Genomic DNA, 13,147 nt, shown 5'->3' on the forward strand with positions numbered 1-13,147 from the left:
CACGACCAGGCGTCCGTCGACGGGGCCGAGGTCGTAGGGGCCGGAGGTGTACCAGGCGCCGGCGTGGGTGACGCCGTTCTTCCAGACGCGGAAGCTGAAGGTGCCGTCGGTGTTCTGGTAGGTGGCGACGATGTCGTCCTTGCCGTCACCGTCGACGTCTCCGGAGGCGACCCGGTCGCCGGTGTTGGCCATGGTCCAGCCGCCGGAGCTGAAGTCGCTGGCCCGGTCGAACTCTGATCCGGTGGACTTCCACCGGTAGATGGTCATGGTGCCGTCACCGTCGTCACGCATCATCGCCGGAGCGTCACGTCGGGGGGTGGCGGCGGCGCAGTTGCGGCTGGTGACGTTGCGCCAGGTCTGGTTGTTGGAGCCGCCGTAGGTGACCCCGTTGAAGGTCGGCCTGACCCGCTCCGAGCCCGCGTACCCCCAGGAGGCCGAGCCACTGCCGTCGGCGTCGTAGCCGAGCTCGAAGTGCAGGTGCGGATGCCCGTTGGAGGTCGGGCCCGTCGCCCCGACCTTGCCGATCGTCGCGCCCGTCTGCACCTTCGCGCCGACCGAGACGGACCGGGACTTCAGGTGCAGGTACGTGGTGTAGTAGCCGCCGCCGTGGTTGATCTGGATCACGTTGCCGGCGTTGCTGTGGTAGAAGGACTGGTTCACCGTCCCGGCGGCCGGGGCGACCAGCGTCGCGCCGTCGGTGCCGTGCTGGTCCGGCTCCTTCACCATGTCGAGCGCGGGTGCGTGCGCCCAGGTGTCCAGCCGCCACTGCTGGCCGCACAGGAAGGGCAGTTGCAGATTCGGCGCCGCCAGGGCGGGGCTCGCTGTGGCGGCCAGGCTCAAGGCGACGAGTGTGCCGCTGACGGCGGTTCGTAAGACTGCGGATATGGACATGCGTATTCCTCCGAGGAAGCTGGCGGGGTGAGCCGATCCTGAGCGAAGAGAGTCCTGGTGCCGGCAGTCGGGACGCGGGGAAAGGGCGCCGGCGTCCCTCTGCGCAGAGGCTTACAGCCGCTGATCCAAAATCTCTTTAACTTCTCTTTAAGAGGTGATGTGAACGGGATTCACGTCCTCGCGCCCGCCCGTCCCGAACGCTTCGGCTGCCCGTCCCGGGGCTAGCATCGGTGCGGTGAAGCGCCTGCGCCCGATGCCGCCAGACCAGCTCGACCCCGCCGCCCGCGCACTCTACGACCGGGTCAACGCCGGTCCTCGGGGCGCCTCGATGCTCGACGAGCAGGGCGCGCTGATCGGCCCCTTCAACGCCATGCTCCTCAGCCCCGCCCTGGGAGATCCCCTCCAGGAGCTCGGCGCCGCCATCCGCTACCGTTCGTCGCTTTCGGACCGGTGCCGTGAGCTGGCCATCCTCACCGTCGCCGCCCACTGGTCCAGCGCCTTCGAGCTCCAGGTGCACGAGAAGATCGCGTCCGGCCTGGGCTTCACCGAGTCCCAGCTCGGCGCGGTCCGTACGGGTGAGCCCCTCTCGCTGGACGACCCGCAGGAGGCCGCGGTCCTGCGCGTCACCCGCGCCCTGGTGACGAAGGGGGACCTGGACGACGAGGAGTACGCGCTCCTGCCCGAGCCGGTGATCTTCGAACTGACCACGCTGACCGGCTACTACGCCACCCTGGCGCTGCAACTCCGCGTCTTCCGCGTCTGACCCGCCCGTCCCCGTCCTGCCCAGCCGCGCGCCTGGTCGGGCGCCCTACACCTCGGTGAGCAGGTAGAGCAGGGCGTTCATGCTCGTCCCGCAGACGAGGTCGCGCTTGTCGATCAGACGCCGGATCTCGGAGCACGGCACCCACTCGACGCGTTCGGCCTCCCACGGCTCGGTGGGCGGCCCGATGTGCCGGGCGCTGTCGGCACGGAAGATGTGGTGCTCGGAGTCGGACAGGCCGCTGGTCGGCTGGGTGTAGAGCAGCGGACGCAGCGGGCCGGGCCGCCAGCCGGTCTCCTCCTCGACCTCGCGGGCGGCGGCCGCGATCGGCTCCTCACCCTCGTCGATCTTGCCGATCGGGATCTCCCAGCCCCACGTGTCGGTGATGAACCGGTGACGCCAGATCAGCAGCACCCGGTCCCGCTCGTCGGTGACGACCGCACCGGCGCCCGGCGCGGTGCGGATGAGCCGGTGGCCGAACCGGCTGCCGTCAGGCAACTCCACGTTGGCGATCCGTACGTCGAGCCAGCGGTCGGGATAGAGCGGTTCTTCCGAGTGGACCTGCCAGCGCATGCGACTGCTCCCCGCGTGGACGGCTGCGTCGGCACCACGGTACAAGGGCGGGCCGCGCCTTCCCGGGTCCTCGCCGCAGGACCATGGGCAGACGGTCAGCCGAGTGGGCGTGGCCGGCGGCGCAGGAACAGGCCGCCGGCCGCGGCCGCCAGGAGGAGCACCGTCCCCGCCAGGATGACCATCCGCCCGTCCGGTCCCGCGTCCCCGCCGGCCCCGGTGGCCACCCCCTCCCGGGGGGTGATCGACGTTCTCGGCTCCTCGGTCTCCTCGGTCGGGGTCTCGGTCACGACCGCGGTCCTGGTGGGGGAGGCCGACGGGGAGGCGGAGCCGGCGCCGATGGTCAGCGGGTACGTCCTGAGCGAGCCGGAGGCGGTCGGCTCGCACTCGATCAGCGGCTCGGTGGGGCGTAGCCCGAAGTTGACCGAGGCGGGCTTCACGGTCGCGGTGCCCGCCTGCCGCGAGGTGGTCTTCATGTCCACGGACGTCGGCAGCGTGATCGGCTGGCCGACGGCGACGCCGCTCAGCTCGCCGACGCCGGTGGCCGAGGTGAGTCCGGGCAGGCCGGAGATCGACGCGTACGCGTACATCTTCAGCCCGGTCGTCGGCAGCCCGTTGGGCGCTTCCAGTTCGGCGCCGCTCTCGTACGTGCCCTTCCAGCCGATCGTGAACTGTTCGCCGACCCCGGGGTTGGCGGTCGGCAGCGTGAGCGTGGTCCGGATGCGCACGGACTGGGTCGCGCCGGAGGCGGGGCGGCAGGTGTAGGCGACCACGTCGCCGGTCCCGTCATCGGTGTCGTCACCGGGGTCCTCGCCGCCGCCCTGGCCGACCGTGACGGTCACGCTCTGGGTGCCGGTGGTGGTGCACGTCGTCACCTCGGCAGGGTTGACGGCCAGGGCGAGCTTGAGGCTGCCGGTCTCGGTGGACGGCTTGACCACCACCTGGCCGCCGGTGGCGGCGGTGATCTGCACGGTGCTCGTGACCTGGCCCGCGGGGGTGGTGGTCGAGCCCGCCGTGACGCTCGCGCCGGGCTTCGGCAGGCCGCTGTGGGTGCCGCCGGTGACCGCGAGCTCGCCGTTGACCTGGACCTGCGTGGTGGAGGTGGCGGCGGCGCGCAGGGTCAGCGCGGGGATGCTCCACCTGGCCTCGAACGAGCCGCTCGCGGTGTCCGGGACGACGATCGGCACGCTCAGCGTGGTGTTGCCGAAGGGGCCGCCCGAGCAGGTGTACGCGACCGTCAGGGTCTGGTCGGCCGCCTGCGCCGGGGCGGCGGCGGACGTGAGCACCAGGCCGATGACCGAGGCCACCACGGCGAACTTCGGCACGATCCGTCTCCCTATCGATGGGAATGAAAGGGACCGGACCACGATGGCACCCTTTGGTAACGTATGGGGCTCGATCCGCGAATCCGATGGCGAATAACCATTTGCCTAGGGCTCCTAGGCTGGAAGCCATGAGACCACTCACCGAACCGCAGATTCGCACCTCGTTCGTCAACTGCACCAAGGGTGAGGCGTCCCGTCTGCACGTGCCGCGCGACCTGCCAGGGCAGCCGTGGGACGACCTCGACTTCCTCGGCTGGCGCGACCCGAAGGCCCCCGACCGCGCCTACCTCGTGGCCGAGCGCGACGGCCGCACCGTCGGCGTCGCGCTCCGCCTCGTCACCGCCCGCCACGGCCACCAGCGCCGCAGCATGTGCTCGCTCTGCCTCACCACCCACACCGGCAGCGGCGTCGCCCTGGTGTCCGCCCGCCGCCGCCGCGGCGACGCCGACTCGGTCGGCGCCTACATCTGCGCCGACCTCGCCTGCTCGCTGTACGTACGGGGCAAGCGCAAGCCGGAGTTCGGCGAGCGCCTGGAGGAGTCGCTCAGCGTCGAGGAGCAGATCGACCGGATGACGGCCAACCTCGACGCCTTTCTGGACCGCGTCTCCACCGCCTGACCCCCGGCGCGGACGGTCCCGCAGCGATCAGGTGCGGCTTCGGCAGGTGTCGCGCACCTTGTAGAAGTACGACAGGTACTGGGTGTGCACGTCCCGGCCGGAGATCCTGATCTGGGCGTCGTCCGCGTTCTCCAGGTGGGTGAAGTTGGCGCTGCCCGTGTAGACCCTGGGCGTGATGTCGTCGTCGTAGAAGCCGTCGGTCATCATCAGCTTGAGGTGCGGCACGACCGAGCGGTCGCCGACGGTGAAGCGGCACGGGGTCACCTGGACGCGGCGGCCGTTGACGGTCCTGGCCAGTTCGGCGCGGATGGTGGCGTCGGCGTTGCCGGTGCCGTCGGAGCTGCGGTAGTAGACCAGGTCCACCCAGCAGTTCTCGCCCCGCAGCCGGACCAGTTCCTGGGCGATGGCCAGCCGGTGCTGGTTGAAGTGCGTCAGCACGAGCCTGATGTCGGTCTGGCGGTAGACGCCGTCGGCGTCCTGGTACCGGCACTCGACGAGCTTGAGGATGTTGGCGATCGGGTCGCCGCTCGACTGGACGCGCGGGAAGAACGTGGCCCGGTACTTCGACCCTGTCGGGGTGGTCCAGTAGTAGGCGGGGTTCGGCGCCCGCCGGCGGCCCTCACGCAGGTCGTCGAAGTACGTGGCGTAGCCGTTGTAGACGGCGGCGTCGGTGAGGGTGAACGCGTCGTTGTAGGAGTTGTACAGGTACCAGTCGGACAGGTTGGACGAGGTCTGGAAGACGACGTTGCCGTGCGTGGTCCCGTTCACCTCGATGCCGGAGAACAGCGCGAACTTGCTGTGCAGGTAGTTGCGGCCGATGCAGCCCCGCTCGACCGCCGCCGGGTCGGGATACTCACAGCCGATCACGTACGAGCCGGCGCCCTCGTTCGCGCCGAGCACGGCCCGGAGGCGGGCGGTGATCTCGTCGTTGACGCCGTTCTCCATGTCGTCGAGGATGACCTTGACCCGGACGCCGCGCTGGTGCGCCTGGATGAGCGCGTCGGCCACCTCGGTGGAGCGCCGGCCGGGGGAGAACTGGTGGTTGACGAACCGGATCTCGCTGCCCGTCCTGGCGGCCCTGATCAGCCGGATGAGCTGGTCCATCACGGCCGACTGCTGGGCGCTCGGCGTGCCGGGCACGCCGGTGTCGGCGACGGGATCGTTGAAGACCGGGGCGTTGAGCACGGGCGGCCCGGTCACGTCGGCCGCCGCGCTTCCCGTGGGGAGAAGGGCGGCGGCCAGGCATAAGGCCGCGATCGTGGCGATTTTCTTCACCCGAGGCACCTTTCTGCGTGACAGTTTTCACATCCCGACTGTCATACGCGGAAAACCTGCCTGTCAAGGCCCCCTCAGGCGGAGTCGCGGATCACCAGCGCCGTCGGCAGCACCACCGGCTCGGCCGGGGCGCCGGCGAACAGGTCCAGCAGCAGCCGGACCATCGCCGCCGTCTGCTCGATCACCGGGTGGCGGACCGTGGTCAGCGGCGGCTCGGTGTACTTGGCCGCCTCGATGTCGTCGAAGCCCACCAGCGCCACGTCGTCGGGGACCCGCCGCCCCGCCTGCCGCAGCGCCTGCAGCGCGCCCACCGCCATCAGGTCGTTGGCCACGAACACCGCGTCGAGCTGCGGGTCGTCGCCGAGCAGCTGCCGCATGGCGACCGCTCCCGACTCGCGGGTGAAGTCGCCCACCGCGACGATCGAGCGGCGGTCGGAGTCGCGCAGCACGTTGCGGTAGCCGGTGAGCCGGTCCTGGCCACCGATCATGTCCTGCGGCCCGGCGATGGTCGCGATGCGCCTGCGCCCCTGGTCGACGAGGTGACGCACCGCGGTCTCGGCCCCGCCCACGTTGTCGTTGTCCGCGTACGGGATGTCGACGGGGACGGCGGGCCGGCCGTAGGAGACGACCGGGACGCGCAGCCGCGACAGCGCGCTCGGCAGCGGGTCGGCGCCGTGCATGGAGATGAGCATGACCCCGTCGACGTGCCCGCCCGCGATGTAACGCTCCACTCTGGCGTGGCTCTTGGCCGACGAGGCGAGCATGAGCACGACCTGCTTGTTGACCGACTCCAGCTCCAGGCTGGCCGAGCGGATCACCGTCGCGAACAGCGGATCCTCCGAGAACACCCGGGTCGGCGGCTCGGAGACGACCAGGGCGATCGAGTCGGTGCGCTGGGTGACCAGGCTGCGCGCGGCCGGGTTGGGCACGTAGCCCAGCTCGTCGATGGCGCGCAGCACGGCGTCGCGGATGTGCGGGGCCACGGTCGTCTGGCCGTTGACGACGCGGGACGCGGTGGCGCGTGAGACGCCCGCGCGGGCGGCGACCGCTTCCAGGGTCGGGCGTCTCATGGCTGCGCCGAAGGGGAGGACACGGAGAGAATCTACAGCCGGTTCGTCGCGATCACGTCCCGGTACCACAGCGCGCTGTCCTTGAGCACCCTGACCTGCGTGGCGTAGTCGACGTGCACGATGCCGAACCTGCGCCGGTAGCCCTCGGCCCACTCGAAGTTGTCGAGCAGCGACCAGACGAGATACCCCCGCAGATCGGCCCCCGCCTCGATGGCCCTGCCCACCTCGCGCAGGTGGCCCCGGAGGTAGGCGACCCGGTCGGCGTCGTGCACCCGGCCGTCCTCCACCACGTCGTCGAAGGCGGCGCCGTTCTCGGTGACCATGAGGCCCACGTCCGGGTAGTCCTGCGACAGCCGTACCAGCAGCCGCGACAGGCCGTCGGGCACGATCGGCCAGCCCATCGCGGTGACCGGCGCGTCGGCCGGGGCGAAGCGGATGTCCTCCGAGCCCGGCCAGGCCGCGTCGGCGGGCAGTCCCGGCCCCGCCTCCACCACGCACGGGTTGTAATAGTTGATCCCGATCAGGTCGATCGGCGCGTTGATCACCTCCAGGTCGCCGTCCAGGAGGTGCCCGGTGCCGCCGTTGCGTCCGGCGGCGGCCAGCACCTCCTCCGGGTAGCGGCCGTGGACGGCCGGGTCGAGGAACTGCCGGGTCAGCAGCGCGTGGACGCGGTCCACGGCGGCCGCGTCGGCCTCGGCCGGCACCGCCGCCGGGTCGTTCACCTGGGCCGGGGTGAGCACCGGGGAGGAGTTGACGACCAGCATGATGCTGCCCGCCCCCGCCTCCCGCAGCCGGGCGGCGGCCAGGCCGTGCCCCACGAGCAGGTGGTGGGCCGCGCGCAGGGCGTCGGCCGGGCTCCGGCGGCCGGGCGCGTGCACGCCGTTGCCGTAGCCGAGGAAGGCCGCCACCCACGGCTCGTTCAGCGTCGCCCAGTCGTGGACGCGGTCGCCCAGCCGGTCGTGCACGACGGCGGCGTAATCGGCGAACCGGAAGGCGGTGTCGCGGTCGGTCCAGCCGCCCCTGTCCTCCAGCGCCTGGGGGAGGTCCCAGTGGTAGAGGGTCAGGTACGGTGCGATGCCGGCTTCCAGCAGCTCGTCGACGAGCCTGTCGTAGAAGGCCAGCCCGCGGGGGTTCGCCGGCCCGCGCCCGTCGGGCTGGACGCGCGGCCAGGCCACCGAGAACCGGTAGGCCGCCAGGCCCAGCTCGCGCATCAGGGCGACGTCGTCGCGGTAGCGGTGGTAGTGGTCGCAGGCGACGTCGCCCGTGTCGCCGTCGGCCACGTTGCCGGGGGAGTGGGAGAAGGTGTCCCAGATCGACTGGCCCCGCCCGTCCTCCTTGACCGCCCCCTCGATCTGATAGGCCGCCGTCGCGGCACCCCAGACGAACTTTTCCGGGAAAATCATCCCTTGACCGCTCCTTGCATGATTCCGCCGATGATCTGCTTGCCGAACAGGGCGAAGATGAGCACCAGCGGCAGGGTCCCCACCGCCGTGCCCGCCAGGCCCAGGACGTAGTCGTTGACGTATCCGCTGGCCAGCGACGACAGCGCGACCTGGACCGTGGGGTTGTCCGGGGTGAGCACGACGAGCGGCCAGAAGTAGTCGTTCCAGGCCGACATGAACGTCAGCATGCCCAGCACGGCCGCGGCGGGCCGGGCGGCGGGCAGCACGACGTGCCAGAACAGCCCCCAGGTGGTGCAGCCGTCGACCCGGCCCGCCTCCAGCAACTCCGTCGGCAGAGCCCTGCTCAGGTACTGCGTCATGAAGAACACGCCGAAGGCGTTGACCAGCGCGGGCACGATCAGCGCGTAGTTCGTGCCGGTCCACTCCAGCTTGATCATGAGCATGTAGAGCGGGATGATGCCGAGCTGGGCCGGCACCATCATGGTCGCGACCGTGATCACCAGCATGGCGTTCCTGCCGCGGAAGCGCAGCTTGGAGAAGGCGAACCCGGCCAGCGTCGAGAAGAACATCACCGCGACCGAGATCGACCCGGCCACGATGACCGAGTTGAGCAGCGCCAGCCCGAACGGCACCGTGTCGAAGACCCGGGCCACGTTGGCGAAGAAGTTGCCCCCGGGCAGCAGCGGCGGCGGCACCTGGGCCAGCGCCGAGTTGTGCCGGGAGGCCACCACGACGCTGTAGTACAGCGGGAACGCGGAGAAGAACGCGACCGCCGTCAAGGTCAGGTAGCGCAGCCTCATATCACACCGCCCTTCACGCGCCGGCTCACCAGGAAGTTGACGCCGGCCGCGATCACCACGAACAGGAACATCACCCACGACGCCGCCGAGGCGTAGCCGAAGTCGAACTTGGTGAACGCGTGCTCGTAGACGTAGAGCGCCAGCGTCTGGAACTGCCGGTCGGGCCCGCCCGTGACCATGGTGCCCCCGCCGGTGGTGCCGGAGCCGAAGAGCAGCGGCTCGGCGATGATCTGCATGGCGCCGATGGTCGAGACGATGACCACGAAGATGATCGTCGGCCGGATCATCGGCACGGTGATCCTGACCAGCTGCCTGAGGTTGCCCGCCCCGTCCAGGGTCGCGGCCTCGTACAGCTCGCGCGGCACGGCCTGCATGGCGGCCAGGAAGATGAGCGCGTTGTAGCCCGTCCACCGCCACATGATCATCACGGAGAGCGCGAGGTGCGAGGTCGCCGTGCCGGCGGCCCAGTCGATCCGGCCGGCGCCGAACCACGACAGCACCCAGTTGATCATGCCGAAGTCCCGCCCGAACAGCTGGCTGAAGATCACCACCACGGCGACGACGCTGGTGACGTTGGGCACCAGCAGCGAGATCCGGAAGAGGGTCTGGAAACGCAGCCTCCTGTTGAGCAGGTGCGCCAGCCAGATGGCCAGCACGAGCTGCGGCGCGGTCGACAGGATGCCGATCGACAGGGTGTTGAAGGTGGCGTTCCAGAAGTAGCCGTCGGCCAGCAGCGTCCCGTAGTTCCGCAGCCCGACGAACGTCTGCTCCTCCTCCAGGAGCGTCCACTCGTGCAGGCTGACCCAGGCCGTGTAGGCGAGCGGGAACAGGCCGAAGGCGGCGAACAGCAGGAAGAAGGGCGCCACGTAGGCGTACGGCGACACCCTCGTGTCGAGGGTGTGCCGCACACTCGTCCTACGCCTCCGCCCGATCGCGAGAGGGAGAACACTCATTTGATCTTCTTGACGTCCTCGAGCACCTGCGCCCACGCCTCGTCCGGGGTCTGCTTGCCCTGCTCGACCCGGCCCAGGCCGTTGCCGATGGCGACCCGCACGTCCGCCTCCTTCGGGCCGAGGTGCTGCGGCTTGAGCGCCTTGGCGGCCTCGGAGTAGATCTTGCCGATCGGCGCGTCACCGAAGAACGGCTTGGTGAACGTCTGGATCGACTCGTCCTCGTACAGCGCCGGGATGGACGGGAACGTGCCGGTCTCCTTGAAGACCTTGGCCTGGTTGTCCTTGGAGGTCAGGAAGTCCACCAGTTCGGCGGCCTCCTTCTGGTGCTTGCTCTGCTTGGGCACCATCAGGTGGGAGCCGCCGCTGTTGCCGGAGCCGCCCGGCACGGTGGCGATGTCCCACTTGCCGGAGGCGTCCTGGGCCTGCTCCTGGATGAACCCGGTCATCCAGGCCGGGCAGATGATGGTGGCGAACGAGCCCTTGGCGAAACCGGTGTTCCACGGCGGCGAGAAGGCCGCGAGCTTGGCGGTCAGCCCTTCGGCGGTGAGCTGGTTGGACAGGTCCCAGGCCTTCTTCACGTCCGGGTTCGAGTCCACGATGATCGTGTCCTGGGCGTCGTAGAGCCCGACCGGCGCCTGGTTCACCATGGCGCGGAAGATCTCACCGGGGGAGTCGACGAACTTGGCGCCCGCCACGTCCGCGGCGGCGAACTTCTTGCCGGTCTCGATGTACTGCTCCCACGTCGGCCAGAGCTGCCCCACCTCCTCCCGGTCCTCGGGCAGGCCGGCCTTCTTGAACAGGTCCTTGCGGTAGCACATGGCCAGGCCGCCCACGTCGGTGCCGAGGCCGAGCAGCTGCGAGCGGTCCTTGCTGAGGCCCTGCAGCCACTTCCAGTCGAGGTACTCGCTCTGCCGCTTGTCCAGGCCGAACTGCTTGAGGTCGGCGAACTTCTGCGGCTGGGCGGTGAAGGTGCTGATGTAGCCGACCTCGACGGCCTCGACGTCGCCCGCTCCGGCGTTCGTGGCCAGGCGCTTGACCAGGTTGTTGTGGTGGTCGTTGAACTGGGTGACGTTCTCGACGATCTCCACGTTGGGGTGGGTCTTCTTGAACTCCTCGTACAGAGGCTTGAAGCCGAAGTCGCCGAAGAGGTTGACGGTCAGCTTGACCTTCTCCGCGGGGGCGGCGGAGGCGCCCGCGGTCTCGTCCGCGCCGCCGCCACCGCAGGCGGTGGCGAGGCCGAGCAGGGACGCGGTGATCAAGGGTACGGCGATACGCCGGAAACGAGGAGCCATGGAGCCCTCCGGGACGGGAGACCTTTGGGGGTGAGAGAGCGCTCTCCGAAAACTTTCGGCCAGATCACCACGGCCTGTCAACGGTTGTTGGGTAACGATCCTTGTTATGGAGAGAGCGATCTCAGGGTCGGGAGAGCCCTTCTCCCTCGACCCTGAGCCCGGTGTCTCTCCTTATCGCGGCGCATCGCCGCCCTGGTCCAGCCCCCTCTTAGGGTCTGTCCGAGCACCACGCGGCCGACGCGCGAGAACATCGGTCGGAACGCGCTGGGGGAGCGCTCTCTTGGCCCTCTCGACTGCTCACCACCATCGCCCACGTACTCGCCGGACTGATCGGAGCGGGCATCATGGTCATCGGCGCGCGCGCCTTCTGGGCTCCCAAGGCCGCGGTCGGCTTCGGCATCCCCGGCGCGCCGGTCGAGGAACCGGTTTTCCAGTCCTGGCTGCGGGTCGCTCCTGCTCGTCGCCTGAGCCGCTAGCTGAGCACCCGCCCCACCATCCGCGCGTACATGCGCCCCGGGCTGGGGGAGGCCGCCAGGAACCCGGGCAGCATGGGCAGCGTCACCGCGAACGGCTCCAGCAGCCGGTAGAGCTCGTCGGCGTCCGCGGGCCGGTCGTCGGGCGACTTCTCCAGCAGCCGCCCCAGCAGGGCGCCCAGCCCCTCGGGCAGGCCGGGGATGGCCGGCGGCCGCTCCTTCACCTGTTTCTCGAACACCACGTAGTCGGTCGGGCCGGTGAACAACTGCCGGCCCGTCAGCATCTCGTGCAGCACGCAGCCGAGGGAGTAGAGGTCGCTGCGGGGCTCGGCGACGCCGTGCTGGATCTGCTCCGGCGCCATGTAGGCGGGCGTGCCCAGGATCTGCCCGATCCGGGTGAAGGTCGTCACGTCGGCGTCGCGGAGCATCGCCAGGCCGAAGTCCAGCACCTTGACGCTGCCGTCGGGGCAGAGCATGAGGTTGGTCGGCTTGAGGTCGCGGTGGCAGATCGACAGGGCGTGCGCCGCCGACAGGACGGCGCAGGACTGCGCGGCGATGGCGGCGGCCCACGCCACCGGCAGCGGCCCGTGCTCACTCACCACGTCGGCCACCGTGACGCCCTCGATGAACTGCATGACCTGGTAGAGCCGCTGTTCGTGGGTGCCGAAGTCGTACAGGACGGGGGCGCCGGGATGTTCGAGACGGGCCAGGATGCGCGCCTCGCGGATGAAGCGGTGCTCCAGCTCCTGGTCGGGGCCGCCCGGCAGGCGCAGCAGCTTGACCGCGACCTTGCGGTCGAGGTGGCGGTCGTGGCCCGCGTAGACGGCGCCCATGCCGCCCTGGCCGAGAGGCAGATCGTCGAGCACATAGCGGTCGCCGATGACCATATGCCCCCCTCCCGCGCCCTTCCGGGGCAAAACTACACTGTCAGGACTGCGGGTGCAGATGACCTTCGGTGAGCCCGTCGAGCCCCAGCCGGATCAGCGTCTGACCCAGCTCCGACGTCTCCCGCAGCGCGTCCTCCAGCGTCGCGAGCTGCCGGAACGCCTCCCCGTACGCGCGCTGCTCCTTCAGCGGGATGCGCGGCAGGCGGGTGCGCCGCACGTCGAACCGGCTGGAGCCGGTGGTCGCGCGGCTGCCGCCGGCGCGCAGGAACCCCGCCAGGAAGTCGGGGTCGAGCCTGCGGGCGTCGACACGGTAGAGCGTGAGCTGCGGACCCAGCACGCCGCCCCCGTCGGAGATCACCCGTACGGAGGAGTAGGAGGCCACCACGTCGCCCGGCTGGAGCGCGACCAGGCCCTGCTGGCTGGTGGCGCGGCCGGACGGGGGCGACCCGGTGGCCACGTCGTCGGCGGTCAGCACCCGGAGCTCGCCGTCGCCGACCGCCATCCGGGGCGGGGCCTGCGAGACCGACACCAGGCCCTCCTTGATCAGGTCGCCGACGGTGGTGGCGGGCTGGTCGAGCGGCTGCTCCAGCACCTGCAGGTCGGGCGGCGTGGCCGCGGCGGCCAGGAACCGGTCGCGGGTCTCGGCGAAGGCCCGGCCCAGGTCCTCTCGCCGCTGGTGGCGCGCCGGGGTCATGTCGACCTCGTCGGCCAGCAGGTCGATGATCCGCACGGCCTGGCCCGCGCCGTCGCGCAGGTAGGCGCGCCAGGCCGGCTCCACCACCGACGGGTCGGCCGCGGCGTCGAGGATCAGCACGTCGGACGGCGGCCGCC

The 13,147-nt window shown here is 70.4% G+C and carries 13 protein-coding genes and 1 pseudogene; 3 read left to right on the forward strand and 11 right to left on the reverse strand.

Annotated elements, in window-relative coordinates:
- A partial coding sequence (locus OUY22_RS31860; RefSeq protein WP_270158957.1) for a M23 family metallopeptidase occupies window positions 1–840 on the reverse strand: 840 nt, incomplete at its 3' end.
- Window positions 841–1,126: 286 nt separating this feature from the next.
- Between OUY22_RS31860 and OUY22_RS31865 the strand changes: the two genes are divergently transcribed.
- Complete coding sequence (locus OUY22_RS31865) at window positions 1,127–1,654, forward strand: carboxymuconolactone decarboxylase family protein (protein WP_270158958.1); 528 nt, start codon at window positions 1,127–1,129, stop codon at window positions 1,652–1,654.
- A gap of 45 nt (window positions 1,655–1,699) precedes the next feature.
- On the opposite strand, the gene OUY22_RS31870 is transcribed toward OUY22_RS31865, so the two are convergent.
- Both OUY22_RS31870 and OUY22_RS31875 read right to left on the reverse strand, forming a co-directional pair.
- Window positions 1,700–2,224: an NUDIX domain-containing protein gene (locus OUY22_RS31870; RefSeq protein WP_270158959.1), complete on the reverse strand. Its 525-nt coding sequence runs from the start codon at window positions 2,222–2,224 to the stop codon at window positions 1,700–1,702.
- Window positions 2,225–2,319: 95 nt separating this feature from the next.
- Entirely contained in the window at window positions 2,320–3,546 is a 1,227-nt protein-coding gene (locus OUY22_RS31875; RefSeq protein ID WP_270158960.1) for a hypothetical protein, read from the reverse strand.
- Window positions 3,547–3,674: 128 nt separating this feature from the next.
- On the opposite strand from OUY22_RS31875, the gene OUY22_RS31880 reads away from it, so the two are divergent.
- Window positions 3,675–4,163: an FBP domain-containing protein gene (locus tag OUY22_RS31880; RefSeq protein ID WP_270158961.1), complete on the forward strand. Its 489-nt coding sequence runs from the start codon at window positions 3,675–3,677 to the stop codon at window positions 4,161–4,163.
- A 27-nt stretch (window positions 4,164–4,190) separates the two neighbouring features.
- Here the strand turns inward: OUY22_RS31880 and OUY22_RS31885 are convergent, their stop codons facing one another.
- The 6 genes from OUY22_RS31885 to OUY22_RS31910 form a co-directional block, all read right to left on the reverse strand.
- Entirely contained in the window at window positions 4,191–5,438 is a 1,248-nt protein-coding gene (locus tag OUY22_RS31885) for a phospholipase D-like domain-containing protein (RefSeq protein ID WP_270158962.1), read from the reverse strand.
- Window positions 5,439–5,512: 74 nt separating this feature from the next.
- Window positions 5,513–6,508 carry a LacI family DNA-binding transcriptional regulator gene (locus OUY22_RS31890; protein WP_270158963.1) on the reverse strand — a complete coding sequence of 332 codons (996 nt, stop codon included), beginning with the start codon at window positions 6,506–6,508 and terminating at the stop codon, window positions 5,513–5,515.
- Window positions 6,509–6,540: 32 nt separating this feature from the next.
- On the reverse strand, window positions 6,541–7,911 hold the full coding sequence (locus OUY22_RS31895; RefSeq protein WP_270158964.1) for a GH1 family beta-glucosidase: 1,371 nt from the start codon (window positions 7,909–7,911) through the stop codon (window positions 6,541–6,543).
- Window positions 7,908–8,711, reverse strand: coding sequence for a carbohydrate ABC transporter permease (locus OUY22_RS31900; RefSeq protein WP_270158965.1), 804 nt, complete (start codon window positions 8,709–8,711; stop codon window positions 7,908–7,910). Before OUY22_RS31900 ends, OUY22_RS31895 begins: the two co-directional genes overlap by 4 nt.
- Window positions 8,708–9,664, reverse strand: coding sequence for a carbohydrate ABC transporter permease (locus OUY22_RS31905; RefSeq protein ID WP_270158966.1), 957 nt, complete (start codon window positions 9,662–9,664; stop codon window positions 8,708–8,710). The genes OUY22_RS31900 and OUY22_RS31905 overlap by 4 nt, the downstream gene beginning before the upstream one ends.
- Window positions 9,661–10,923 (reverse strand): ABC transporter substrate-binding protein, encoded by a 1,263-nt coding sequence (locus OUY22_RS31910; RefSeq protein WP_270158967.1) that lies wholly within the window; start codon window positions 10,921–10,923, stop codon window positions 9,661–9,663. The genes OUY22_RS31905 and OUY22_RS31910 overlap by 4 nt, the downstream gene beginning before the upstream one ends.
- A 377-nt stretch (window positions 10,924–11,300) precedes the next feature.
- On the opposite strand from OUY22_RS31910, the gene OUY22_RS31915 reads away from it, so the two are divergent.
- Complete coding sequence (locus tag OUY22_RS31915; protein WP_270158968.1) at window positions 11,301–11,432, forward strand: hypothetical protein; 132 nt, start codon at window positions 11,301–11,303, stop codon at window positions 11,430–11,432.
- On the opposite strand, the gene OUY22_RS31920 is transcribed toward OUY22_RS31915, so the two are convergent.
- Together OUY22_RS31920 and OUY22_RS31925 are read right to left on the reverse strand one after the other, a co-directional pair.
- Window positions 11,429–12,316 carry a serine/threonine-protein kinase gene (locus tag OUY22_RS31920; protein ID WP_270158969.1) on the reverse strand — a complete coding sequence of 296 codons (888 nt, stop codon included), beginning with the start codon at window positions 12,314–12,316 and terminating at the stop codon, window positions 11,429–11,431. The genes OUY22_RS31915 and OUY22_RS31920 overlap by 4 nt on opposite strands.
- 40 nt (window positions 12,317–12,356) lie before the next feature.
- Window positions 12,357–13,147, reverse strand: a pseudogene (locus OUY22_RS31925) (N-6 DNA methylase); the annotation flags it as partial.

This window comes from Nonomuraea corallina (assembly GCF_027620315.1).
Classification (GTDB): domain Bacteria; phylum Actinomycetota; class Actinomycetes; order Streptosporangiales; family Streptosporangiaceae; genus Nonomuraea; species Nonomuraea corallina.